Below are 11290 nucleotides of genomic sequence, written 5' to 3' on the forward strand. Positions count from 1 at the left end.
CGGCGAACTGACGCATCAGATGAACGGCATTCAGGCCACCTATTTCATCCCGTTCGCCGCGTTCATCACGGCCGTGCTGCTGTACTGGGCCATCTGCCTCGTGATCGAAGGCGGCAGCGGATTACTGTCGAGATTCGCCGAGGAACGCAGAGCATGAACATTTCCAACGACGTGCCGCTCACCGTGCTGCGCGCGAGCGGCGCGGCCAGCGCATCGTCCGGGCTCGCGAGCGGCGCGGCGAGCCCGGCGGCGCAGACGGTCCTGCAACTGAACGGTATTTCGAAGTCGTTCGGCGAGAACCACGTGCTGCGCGATGTCTCGCTTACCGTGCACCAAGGCGAGACCGTGTGCCTGCTCGGACCTTCGGGTTGCGGCAAATCCACGCTGTTGCGCTGCGTGAACTGGCTGGAGATTCCCGACGCCGGCACGGTTCACGTGTCGGGCCGGCGCATGGGCGTGCGCGAGGGCTCGTCGATCAAGATGAACGATGCCGAACTGGCGCGTTCGCGCGCACGCATCGGCATGGTGTTTCAGCATTTCGCGCTGTGGCCGCATCTGACGGTGCTGCAAAACGTGATGGAAGCGCCGCTGCACGTGCTCGGGCTTGCGCGCGACGAAGTGCGCGCGGACGCCGAGCGCCTGCTGGAGCGCGTCGGCCTTGTGGACAAGATGGATGCCTTTCCGTCGCGGCTGTCGGGCGGGCAGAAGCAGCGCGTGGGCATCGCGCGGGCGCTCGCGATGAAGCCGGACATCCTGCTCTTTGACGAACCCACCAGCGCGCTCGACCCGATGCTCGTCGGCGAAGTGCTGAACGTGATGCGTTCGCTCGCGCAGGAAGGCGCGACGATGGTGATCGTCACGCACGAGATGGAGTTCGCGCGGCAAGTGGCGAGCCGCGTGGTGTTCATGGACGCGGGACAGGTGATCGAGAGCGCGCCGCCCGCGCAGTTTTTCGGCGCACCGCAGACGCCGCGCGCGCGACAGTTTCTCGCGCGCTTTCGCTCGCCGCATCAGCCAGCCGACGACTGGAGCGCGTCTGCCGAACCCGCCTGACCTTGACGCTCCTCGCGGCCCGCATGCGCCGCGATGAGCGTGAGCGGATTCACCGCGGCGCAACCATGTCCGCGGCCTGCTTCACTTCGCCGTCCTTGTACTTGCCCCAGGTCTGCGCCAGTTCGCTCATCGAGCGAGGATCGCAATCGTATTCGGGCAACGTGTCAGCATCCCAGTGACCGAAGCGATCGACGCCGCGCACCAGCGTCGCACGACGGCGGCCCGTGGCCGATCGCACATGCGCCGGCACATAAAAGAACGCAAAGCCGATGCGCCGGTCGTCCGAACGATTCGGCAACGAGCTGTGCGCGGTGCGCTCGTGATGCATCGAGAATTCGCCGGGCTGCAGCGGCATTTCAACCGCCAGGTTTTCGTCGATGCCGACGAGCGTCTGGCCCTTCGCGAGCATGTTGTCCTTCGCATAGGTCTCGACGTGCTTCAGGTCCGGTCCGCGGTGCGAGCCGGGCAGCACGCGCAGCACGCCGTTGACCGAAGTCGCCGGCGTCAGCGCGACCCATACGGTGACTTCCTCGTGCGGCGTCAGCCCGAAATACGTCGAATCCTGATGCCACGACACGTAGCGCGGATCGCGACCGTTCTTCGCGAAGATCGACGCGCCGAACAGCATGATGTCCGGGCCGATCAGATCCTCGACCGCATCGAGAATGGCCGGGCGACGCGCAAGCTCGACGATCGCCGGCAAGGCCAGATGGCCCTTGATTTTCAGCGTTCTGTTCACGTCCTCGCCCGAGGACGCCTCATACCGTTCGATGATGCGGCGATACTCGGCCGCCTCGTGCGCGTCGATCGCGCGCATCGGATAGACATAGCCGTGCTGCTTGAAGTGCGCGATCTGCGCTTCGGTCAGATGCTTCGTCATGGATGTTCCTTTGAATGGGCTTTGATCGGAAAGACGCTTGCTCGTCCGGCAACGGGTCACGCCCCGCACGGACACTTACCGCATCAATTCGTGCACCGCGCGCGCGACGCGCAGCACGCCTTCGTCCGCGCCGCGCGAGCCGATCACGGACACGCCGACCGGCGCATCGTCGATGCGCGTCCACGGCATGCTCACTTGCGGCAAGCCCGCGAGGCCCGCGACGCACAGCATCTGCTGCGCATGCGCGCGAGCGCGATCGACCGTTTGCGCCGCTGCATCGGCGCGCGGCGCGCAACCCGGCACGGTCGGCACGAGCCAGTACGTGCGTTGCGGCAGCGCTTCGGCCATCGCGCGGATAGCTTCGATGCGCACCTGCTGCGCGTGCGCGATCTGCTCGCGCGTGATGGTCAGGCTCATCGCGAAGCGCGCGCCGACGTCCGCGCCGAAGCTTCCGGCATGCTCGCGCGCCCACGCTCCGTATCGCTGCGCGATTTCCGCCGCTTGCAACACGCGGAACGCCTGCGCCCAGTCCGCGAGCGATGCGTCGGGCGCGACGAAGCTCACGCGCTCGCCGAGCGCCGCAAGCGCTGCGTCGAAGCGCGTCGCGACACGCGCATCGGCACAGGCGAGCAGGTTGCGCGGCACGTGAACGGCGAACGCATCGTCGTCCGCTGCGACGACGCTTTGCGCCAGCACCTCGAACGTGAGCGCGAGGGTGCGCGGATCGCGCGCGAACCAGCCGACGGTGTCGAAGCTGTGCGCGAGTGTCAGACATCCGTCCGCCGCGATGCGGCCGTGCGTGGGGCGCATGCCCCAGACGCCGCAATAGCTCGCGGGCAGACGTACGGAGCCGCCGCAATCGGTACCGAGCGCGATGTCCGCATGGCCCGCGGCCACCGCCACGACCGAACCGGACGACGAGCCGCCCGGAATGCGCGCCGGGTCCGCCGGATTCACCGGCGTGCCGTAATGCGCGTTGACGCCGGCGAGGCTGTAGGTCAGTTCGTCGGTGACGGTCTTGCCGATCCACTGCGCGCCTTCTTCCAGCAGCGCGCGAACGGCGAGCGCGGTGCGCACGGCGACCGGCTGCTGTTCGCGCCAGACGGGATTGCCGCCGCCGGTGCGCAACCCGGCGATATCGAACACGTCCTTCACCGCGAGGCGAAGCGTCCCGAGCCGCTCGCCGGTGCGCGGCGGCAGCGCGGCGGGCGGCAGCGCGCCGAAGCCGTCGGCGACGAACGCGCGATGCAGGCCCGGTTGAAGCAAGTCTTTGCGCATCATCACGGGTCCATCCAGCTCACATGAGCGGCGACCACCCGCCATTGACCGTCGATGCGCGCCCACGTCTGCGACTGACGCCCGATGCGCGGCTCGCCCGCGCGCGAGAAGGTGATGTTCGCCACCGCGAAGTCCATGCCGAAGCTCGTTACCGACCGGTCGATGATCGTGCGCGCCAAGCCCTTGCCCGGGCGCTGCGCGCGAAATTCGCGGATGGCGTCGTAGCCTTGCAGGTTTTCGGTCGCGCCGTAGCGCAGCGTGTGCGGGCTTCTCAAGAACAGCGTGTCGAGGACGGCAACGTCGTTGGTCGTCAGCGCGCGCTCGTAGTCGTCGAACGCGGCTTCGACCGCCGCGAGCGTGGCCGGATCGTTGATCGGTTCTGCGCTCATGCGGCGTCACCGGAAAGGCTTTTCAACGCGCGCGCGAACAGTTCGGGCGGCGCCGCGTACAGGCCTCGTCCGAGCAGGCCCGCGCGTCCGTCACCGCCGATCATCGCGATGGCGGCGAGCGGCGCGATCCCTTCGCGGGCGACGCGCGCGGCATCGAGCACGCCGGGCAGCCGCATGAACGCGGGATGCGGTTCCGTGTGAATGCGCGCCTGCCGCTCGCGCCAGCCGGCGGGCAGAAACGCGTCGAACGCCTGCGCCGGTTCCGGCGCGAACGCGAGCGCCTGCGCGCCGAAACCCGCCGCATCGATCACGCCGCTATCGCCGGTCAGCGGCGCCGCATCCGTCTGCTGTCGCGGATCGATGCGCGGTCCTTGCGGCGCGCGCGCATCGGCTGTGATCCAGCGCGACGGCGCGCCGGAAAGCCGGATGCCGACGCGCTCGCCGTTGCCCGCCAGCGCCACCACGAGCGTCGACGAAGCATCGCTCGCGCGTGGCGCCGCCGACAGCATCAACGCGCACGCGGCCATCCACAGCGTGAGGAAGAACAGCGGCGTCTGCGCGAGCATCGCGTCGATCTCGACGACGGATGCAGGCGCGATGCGCGAAGCGAGCAGCCCGCGCAATGCGGCGGTGGCGGCCGTGGTGCGCGCATGCAGGTCGTCGCCGCCATCGAGGCCGGTCTGCGCCAGCGTGAGCAGATCGAGCGGGCCGCGCGCGAGTGCCGCGTCGAGCGCGGGCGCGAGCACTTCGTCGCGCCACTTCATGCGCTCGACGACGCGCGGGTCGCGGCCGCCGAAACGAATCTGCGGTCCTGCGCCGCTGCCCAGCAAGGACCACGCGCGCGCGCCGGGATCATTCGCGTCGTTCACTTCGACGAGCATCGTGCGCGGCGAGATCACGGCCGCGAGCGGCGTCACCGCGCCGTACGACTGTGCGCATTCGAGCCGCACCTCGCCTTGCGCGATCAGCCGTTCGGCGTGCGCTTCGTCGTTCGCCCAGCCTTCGTACAGGCAGCACAGGACCGCCGACGAACGCACCGGCGCGGACGGCTCGCGCGGATCGTCGAACGGCGGCCCCGCATGCAGCAGCGTGAAGTCCGGCAGACGCACCGCGTCGCGCGCCGCCACGACTGCGCGCCATTGCGGACGCACCGCGTGAACGCGGCGCAGCGCGCGTGCGTTGGCATCGTCGGCGCGCATGGTCAGCGGGCCGCGAAGTGGAACAGTCCGCGCAGGCGCGACCACAGCATCTTCCAGAACAGATTGCCGACGTCGAGCGGCGCATTGAGTGCATTCGGCACATTCGGAACATTCGGCGTTTGCGCGCGCGCAGCCGGACGCGCTTCGACGCGCGTTTGCAGAGCAGGCGCGACAGGCGCTTTGGCATCGGTTTCGCGCAGAGCCGGTTCGAGCGTCGCTCCGGCCTGCGGCTGCGGCTGCGGCTGCAGCTGCGCCTCTGTCTGCGCAATGTCCGGCGCCGCGACCGCCTGGTCCAGCTTCGCCTTCAGATTTCCCGCGAACGCTTCGGTCATGCGCGTCGCCAGTTCCTTCACGATGCCGCCGCGCGAAAACTGCGCGAGGGTGCCGCCGATCGAGTAGTCCACCTTCACATCGACGCGCGTTTCGCTCGCCGCGGTGGCTTCGAGCGCGAACGACGCGACGCCCTTCACGCGCGACGAACTCTTGCGGTCCACGCCCGTCCCGGTGATGCTGCCGCGACACTGCGCGTCGTCGAGCTTCATCTCGCCGTCGCCCGCGAACGACGCGACGATCGGCCCCAGCTTGACGGTCATCGCGAGCTTGAGCATGCCGTTGTCGACCGGCGCCGTGAGCGACGCGCCCGGCAGGCACGCGACGATGCCGGGCGTGTCGTGAAAGCACGCCCACACGGCATCGCGCGGATAGGGGACGGTGAAGCTTTGTTCGATTTCCATTGCGTACGAATCCGTATCAGAGTGTCAGGCGGTCGTGGCGACGGCCGCGAGCGGGGCCGCCGCACGCGCGCGACGCGCATCGAGCACGCGGCGGATCGCGCGCACGATCCCCACGTAGCCGGTGCAGCGGCACAGGTTGCCGGAGAGTTCGAGCCGCACGCGCGCGTCGTCGGCTTCCGGCAGGCGCGTGACGATGTCGCGCGCGGTCATCAGCATGCCCGGCGTGCAGTAGCCGCATTGCAGCGCGTGTTCGGCGCTGAACGCCGCGCGCAGCTCGTTCATCGTGGCGTCGTCGTCGAAGCCTTCGATGGTGCGCACGGCGCTGCCCGCGCAACTGATCGCGGGTGTGATGCACGAACGGGTCGGCACGCCGTCCACGTCGATCGTGCATGCGCCGCATACCCCCTGCTCGCAGCCGATGTTGGTGCCGCACAGCATGCGCTGCTCGCGCAGAAAGTCGGCGAGGCTCGTGCGCGGCTCGACGCGGTCCGCGACCGGCGCCCGGTTGACGACGAGCTCGATCGTCTTGATGAATGCGTCGCTCATGATGCGGTTCCGTCCTGATTGCGAATGCCCGCCGCCGCGCGCACCAGCGCGACGCGATGCACTTCGTGTTCGTAGCTTCCGGCTTCGATGCCCGCCGCTTGCAGATGCACATCGAAGCAGTGCGTTTGCGGATCGGCGTCGCGCAGCAGATCGCGCGCATCGTCGATCACGAACGGCGCTGCGTCGATCGCGCCGATCACCGCACGGCACACGCCCCGCGCCGCATCGTCGATGAACACCGCGATCGCTTCCGCGAATTCGCCCGGCTTGCGGTTGAACTTGTAGTAGCTCCAGCGTGCGGTCGTCGACAGACGCGTGAAGCGCACGCCGGTCAGAATCTCGTCGGCTTCGAGCGCGGTCGTGAACGCGCCGGCCATCCAGTCGCCGCCGGCGATCACGCGGGCGCCGCCCGGCCCCGCGACGAGAAACTGCGCATCCAGCGCGCACATCGTGTTGATCCAGTCGGCGGCGGGATCGGCGTGGGCCAGACTGCCGCCGAGTGTGCCGCGATTGCGCACCGCGCGATACGCGATGCCGCGCGCCACGTGCTCCATGAGTCCGCGTGTGCCGGTCTCGACCTTGCCGTCCTCGATCTCCGCATGCGTGATGCACGCGCCGAGCGTGACGGTCTCGCCTTCGATACCGCATGCGCGCAGCGCCGCGATGCCGCGCAGATCGACGAGCATTTCCGGTTGCGCAAGGCGCAGGTTCATCATCGGTCCGAGCGATTGACTGCCGGACACGAACTTGCCCATGCCGTCGGTCGGACCGATGAGCGCGATCGCCTCGTCGCAGGCGAGCGGCTTGGCGTAATCGTAGGTCGCGGCTTTCATGCGGGCATTCCTTTCATCGCGTGGGCTTGCCGGTCGCGCTCGTTCGCGAGCGCTTCGACGATCACGCGCGGGGTGATCGGCAACTGGTCGATCCGCACGCCCAGCCCGCGCAGCGCATCGTTGACGGCGTTGGCGAGCGCGGCGGGCGGTCCGATCGCCCCGCTCTCGCCGATGCCCTTTTGCCCGAACTCCGTATACGGCGCAGGCGTTTCCATGTGTTCGATCCGAATCGAGGGCACTTCGGTCGCGCCGGGCAGCAGGTAGTCGGCAAGCGTCGACGCGAGCGGCTGGCCGTCGTCGCTGTACGGCATCGCCTCGTAGAGCGCCGTGCCGATGCCCTGCGCAGCGCCGCCGTAGACCTGTCCATCGACGACCATCGGATTGATCAGCACGCCGCCGTCTTCGACGATCACGTAATCGAGAATCTCCGTCTGGCCGAGCGCCGGATCGACCGCGACGACCACCGCATGACATGCATAGCTGAACGTGCCCGAGTCGCGCTTGGCCTGATAGGACGTCGAGACTTCGAGGCCACGCGGATCGACGTCGGACGGCAACAGTTGCGGCGCCAGATACCAGGTCCGCGCGATCTCAGATAGGCTGCGCGACGCATGCGTGCCGACGACCGCGCCGTTCTCCCAGCGCACGGCGCTCACGGGTTCGTCGAGCAGATGCGCGCCGATCTTCATCAGCCGGTCCCTGAGTTCTTTCGATGCGCGGCCCACCGCGCCGCCCGCCATCACGATCGAGCGCGAGCCCCAGGTGCCGGTCGAATACGGCGTGACGCCGGTATCGCCGAGCACGATGCGCACGCGGTCGGTATCGATGCCGAGCACTTCGTGGGCGATCTGCGCGAGCGTCGTCTCCATGCTCTGCCCGTGCGAATGCACGCCCACGCGGACTTCGAGCACCCCGTCGGGCGTCAGGCGAATCACCGCCGGCTCATAGCCGGGCACCATCGGAATGCCCCAGCCGTGATACACCGACGTGCCGTGCGCGCCCTGCTCGCAGAACACCGACATGCCGAAGCCGATGCGCGTGCCGTCGGGCTCGCCGCGCCGCTGCCGCGCGCGCACCGCGGGCAGGTCGATCGCAGCCATCGCGCGGCGCACCGCCTCGGGATAGTCGCCGCTGTCGAAGTGCTTGTTGGTGATGTTGTCGTACGGCATCTCGTGCGGCCCGACCAGATTGCGCAGACGCACCTCGTAGGGCTCGATGCCCGCTTCGTGCGCGATCGCATCCATCACGGTTTCGATCGCGTAGCACACGCCCGTGCGCGCCACGCCGCGATACGGCAGGATCGGCGGCTTGTTGGTCGCGACCGACCACGTGCGGCACTGGAAGCGCTCCATCTTGTACGGCCCCGGCAGGATGCTGCCGATCTGCGCCGCTTCCAGACACGCCGAGAACGGATACGACGAGTACGCGCCCGAATCCACGTGCGCCTCGCATTCGACTGCGAGCAGGCGGCCGTCGCGATCCGCGTAGCCGGTGATGTCGTAATCGTGCTCGCGGCAGTTCGTATTCGCGGTGAGCTGTTCGCGGCGATCCTCGATCCAGCGCACCGGCTTGTCCAGTTGCATCGCGAGCCAGCCGCAGCACACTTCCTCGGGCAGCAAGATGCCCTTGTAACCGAAGCCGCCGCCCACATCGGGCGCGATCACGCGCACTTGTCCTTCGTCCAGGCCGAGACATTGCGCGAGCCCCGTTCGCGTGATGTGCGGCATCTGCGCGGACGTGTGCACGATCAGTTGCGCCAGCCGCCGGTCCCAATGCGCGACGACGCCGCGCCCTTCCATCGGTGCCATGCTCTGCCGCGCGGTGCGCAGTTTGCGATGCACGCGGATCGGCGCGTCGCGGCGGATCGCGGCGAGATCGACGCCCGGCTTCGCATCGACGAATGTTTCGAGGAACACGTTGTCGCCCCAGTGCTCGTGCACCAGCGCGGAATCGTCGCGGCGCGCGTCGAGCATGTCGACCACGGCGGGCAGCTCCTCGAAATCGACGAATACCTGCGCGGCGATGTCCTCTGCCTGCGCGCGCGTCGCGGCCACGCACATCGCGATGGTCTCGCCGACCTGCCGCACCTTGCCGCTCGCGAGCACCGGCTGCTCGGAACACTTGAAGCCCGGCAGGCTCGAACTCGCGACGATGGGCTTGACGCCTTCCATGTCGGCGAGCGTGTAGACCGCGTGTTCGAAGCCTGCCGGCTTCTCGATCCCGACGATATGACCATGCGCGATCGGACTGCGCACGAACGCCACATCGACCATGCCGACCATGCGGATATTGGGCACGTACTCGCCGCGCCCGTGCATGAAGCGCTCGTCTTCCTTGCGCGTCAGCGATGCGCCGATGCCTTGCGGGCGGTCGCCGCCGCTCTGTGTGTGCGGGCGTTTGATCATCGTGTGAGCCTCGTGTTCTCAGGCCGCGCGCGCGAGCGGCAGGGTCGGCGACACGGCGTCATGGCGCACGCCGTCGCGCAGGCAGAACAGCGGCGACAGCATGCGGTCGGTGATGACCTGCGTGCCTTCGTTATCCTCCAGCACCCAGCGCCCGCGACGATCGTCGAGCACGCTGATGTCCGCGCCGCGTCCCACTTGCAGCGTGCCGATCTCGTGTTCCATGCCGATCATCTTCGCGGCGTTGCAGGTCGCCATCGCGACGACGTGCCCGAGCGGCAGGCCGAGCGCGAGCATGCTGGTCATCGCGCTGACGAGGCTGAACTGCGTGCGGCCGAGGAACGAATGCTCCTCGTCGGGATGGCTGTCGGGCGTGCCGGCGGGCGCGGGCACGTGCGTGTTGTAGCCGTGCATGTCCGCGCCGAGCGTATCGGGCACGACGCCAGCATCGAGCACGATGCGCGCCGTCTTGAAGCTGAAGTGCGAGCCGTGGCCGACGTCGATCTTCAGGCCGCGCGCAACCGCTTCATGCACGAGCGGATGCAGTTGCCCGTTCTCTTCGACGAAGCCGCCAGGATGACGGCTGAACGGATGCGCGAGGACGTCGCCGGGCTTGAGCGTCTCGACCACCTGATTGAAGATGCAGTCCGGCTGCACCGGCAGACCGCCGCTCTCGGGCTTCGGCCACAACTGGCCGAAGTGGATATACAACGGCAGTTGCGCGCCCCGGCCGATCTGCGCGGCAATCTTCATCACGTCGAGACCCCAGCGCGCGAAGCCGCCGATTTCCGCATGTGCCTTGATGCCCTTCACGAGATCGCTATTGGCCTTGATCGACTTGATGCTCGCATCGGCATCGAGACAGTCCGGGCGATACAGGTCCGGATAGTAGTGGCCTTCGAGCCCGCCGACCAGATAAGCGGAGATGAACGCGAGCACGCGCGTGGCCGAACGTTCCGCCACGTAATGACGAAAGCCCGGGATCGTGATGCAGCTCGGACCGCCCTGATCGACGATCGTCGTGACGCCCGACTGCACGCCGCACTGATCCGCGTTCAGGCCGAAGCGGCCCGTGACGTACTGATAGACGTGGCCGTGCGTATCGATGAGTCCGGGCAGCACCAGCTTCCCGCTGCAATCGATCAGGTCCGCCTGCCGCGCCTGGCTCGCGGCATCGGCGCCGATTGCGGCGATCACGCCGTGGTCCACCAGCACGTCGAGCGTGGCGTCGATCTTCTGGGCGGGGTCGATGACACGCCCCCCTTTGAGCAGAACTTGTGACATGTACTGTGCGATGGCCGAGTGGAAAGATGCGTGGTGTACCGCAAGTTGTATGCCGGTTTTCCGGCGCTGCTTCACGGCCCACGTTTCTGTTTCCGAATCAGCCGGTTAGCAAGCGTTGAAACCGGCCGATGCGTGCCGTACCACGGATCTTGTCAAAGTTGCGTCGCACCAACTCGGACAGCGCCGCGGGGTGTGCGCACCACACCCATGCGCGATGCCTTCTTATGGTGATTCGTCGGTGCACCCCGCATTTGCGGCGCGCCGCGATTTCGGCCTAGAATGCACATCGGAGCGTCGGACGCTCATCCCTTTTCTCGAGAACTCGCTTACATGCGAACCACCGTCACCGATCACATCGACATCCAAGCCATTCGTGCGGAGCTTGCCGAGCGGCAGGCGCGCTCGCCGCTGTTTGCGCGACCGGGCTTTCTGATTCGCCGCATGCATCAGATCCATACTTTCCTGTTCGTACAGGAAACCAGCGAATTCAACATCACGCCGGTGCAGTACAGTCTGCTCACGGCGCTGGAATCGCTCGGCGAGATGGATCAGAACTCGCTCGCCATCGAAGTCGGCCTGGAACGCTCCAGCGTCGCAGAAGTCATTCCGCGACTCAATGCGCGCGGGCTCGTCAGCCGCACGCAGGCCGAACACGACAAACGGCTGCGGCTCGTCAAGCTGACGCCCGCCGG

At 67.7% G+C, this 11290-nt stretch carries 11 protein-coding genes; 2 read left to right on the plus strand and 9 right to left on the minus strand.

Annotated features, from left to right (window positions below):
* Positions 1 to 153 precede the first annotated feature (153 nt).
* On the plus strand, positions 154 to 1053 hold the full coding sequence (locus VGH68_RS27680; RefSeq protein WP_331606919.1) for an amino acid ABC transporter ATP-binding protein: 900 nt from the start codon (positions 154 to 156) through the stop codon (positions 1051 to 1053).
* Between the two features lie 49 nt (positions 1054 to 1102).
* On the opposite strand, the gene VGH68_RS27685 is transcribed toward VGH68_RS27680, so the two are convergent.
* From VGH68_RS27685 to VGH68_RS27725, 9 genes are all read right to left on the minus strand, one after another.
* A complete protein-coding gene (locus VGH68_RS27685; protein ID WP_331606920.1) occupies positions 1103 to 1933 on the minus strand; it encodes a phytanoyl-CoA dioxygenase family protein in 831 nt (276 codons plus the stop codon).
* A 75-nt stretch (positions 1934 to 2008) separates the two neighbouring features.
* Entirely contained in the window at positions 2009 to 3214 is a 1206-nt protein-coding gene (locus VGH68_RS27690; protein ID WP_414696999.1) for an amidase, read from the minus strand.
* Entirely contained in the window at positions 3214 to 3600 is a 387-nt protein-coding gene (hpxZ, locus tag VGH68_RS27695) for an oxalurate catabolism protein HpxZ (protein WP_331606921.1), read from the minus strand. The genes VGH68_RS27690 and hpxZ overlap by 1 nt, the downstream gene beginning before the upstream one ends.
* Positions 3597 to 4799: a DUF1116 domain-containing protein gene (locus VGH68_RS27700; protein WP_331606922.1), complete on the minus strand. Its 1203-nt coding sequence runs from the start codon at positions 4797 to 4799 to the stop codon at positions 3597 to 3599. Before VGH68_RS27700 ends, hpxZ begins: the two co-directional genes overlap by 4 nt.
* Positions 4800 to 4801: 2 nt before the next feature.
* Positions 4802 to 5533 (minus strand): SRPBCC family protein, encoded by a 732-nt coding sequence (locus VGH68_RS27705; protein WP_331606923.1) that lies wholly within the window; start codon positions 5531 to 5533, stop codon positions 4802 to 4804.
* A gap of 24 nt (positions 5534 to 5557) precedes the next feature.
* Complete coding sequence (locus VGH68_RS27710; RefSeq protein WP_331606924.1) at positions 5558 to 6079, minus strand: (2Fe-2S)-binding protein; 522 nt, start codon at positions 6077 to 6079, stop codon at positions 5558 to 5560.
* The gene (locus VGH68_RS27715) at positions 6076 to 6912 is read right to left on the minus strand and encodes an FAD binding domain-containing protein (RefSeq protein ID WP_331606925.1); all 837 of its coding nucleotides are present in this window, start codon (positions 6910 to 6912) and stop codon (positions 6076 to 6078) included. Before VGH68_RS27715 ends, VGH68_RS27710 begins: the two co-directional genes overlap by 4 nt.
* A complete protein-coding gene (locus tag VGH68_RS27720) occupies positions 6909 to 9317 on the minus strand; it encodes a xanthine dehydrogenase family protein molybdopterin-binding subunit (protein ID WP_331606926.1) in 2409 nt (802 codons plus the stop codon). Before VGH68_RS27720 ends, VGH68_RS27715 begins: the two co-directional genes overlap by 4 nt.
* Before the next feature lie 18 nt (positions 9318 to 9335).
* Positions 9336 to 10598, minus strand: a complete 1263-nt coding sequence (locus VGH68_RS27725) for an amidohydrolase/deacetylase family metallohydrolase (protein ID WP_331606927.1) — start codon at positions 10596 to 10598, stop codon at positions 9336 to 9338.
* A gap of 330 nt (positions 10599 to 10928) precedes the next feature.
* On the opposite strand from VGH68_RS27725, the gene VGH68_RS27730 reads away from it, so the two are divergent.
* Positions 10929 to 11290: MarR family winged helix-turn-helix transcriptional regulator (locus VGH68_RS27730; RefSeq protein ID WP_331606928.1), on the plus strand; the 362-nt coding region annotated here is incomplete at its 3' end.

Origin of the sequence: Paraburkholderia sp. (genome assembly GCF_036488505.1) — a bacterium.
GTDB lineage: Bacteria > Pseudomonadota > Gammaproteobacteria > Burkholderiales > Burkholderiaceae > Paraburkholderia.

Excerpts from the sequence above, each read along its gene's own strand:
- VGH68_RS27680 (WP_331606919.1), top strand. The coding sequence starts at position 154 with ATGAACATTTCCAACGACGTGCCGCTCACCGTGCTGCGCGCGAGCGGC.
- VGH68_RS27685 (WP_331606920.1), bottom strand. The coding sequence starts at position 1,933 with ATGACGAAGCATCTGACCGAAGCGCAGATCGCGCACTTCAAGCAGCAC.
- VGH68_RS27690 (WP_414696999.1), bottom strand. The coding sequence starts at position 3,214 with ATGATGCGCAAAGACTTGCTTCAACCGGGCCTGCATCGCGCGTTCGTC.
- hpxZ (WP_331606921.1), bottom strand. The coding sequence starts at position 3,600 with ATGAGCGCAGAACCGATCAACGATCCGGCCACGCTCGCGGCGGTCGAA.
- VGH68_RS27700 (WP_331606922.1), bottom strand. The coding sequence starts at position 4,799 with ATGCGCGCCGACGATGCCAACGCACGCGCGCTGCGCCGCGTTCACGCG.
- VGH68_RS27705 (WP_331606923.1), bottom strand. The coding sequence starts at position 5,533 with ATGGAAATCGAACAAAGCTTCACCGTCCCCTATCCGCGCGATGCCGTG.
- VGH68_RS27710 (WP_331606924.1), bottom strand. The coding sequence starts at position 6,079 with ATGAGCGACGCATTCATCAAGACGATCGAGCTCGTCGTCAACCGGGCG.
- VGH68_RS27715 (WP_331606925.1), bottom strand. The coding sequence starts at position 6,912 with ATGAAAGCCGCGACCTACGATTACGCCAAGCCGCTCGCCTGCGACGAG.
- VGH68_RS27720 (WP_331606926.1), bottom strand. The coding sequence starts at position 9,317 with ATGATCAAACGCCCGCACACACAGAGCGGCGGCGACCGCCCGCAAGGC.
- VGH68_RS27725 (WP_331606927.1), bottom strand. The coding sequence starts at position 10,598 with ATGTCACAAGTTCTGCTCAAAGGGGGGCGTGTCATCGACCCCGCCCAG.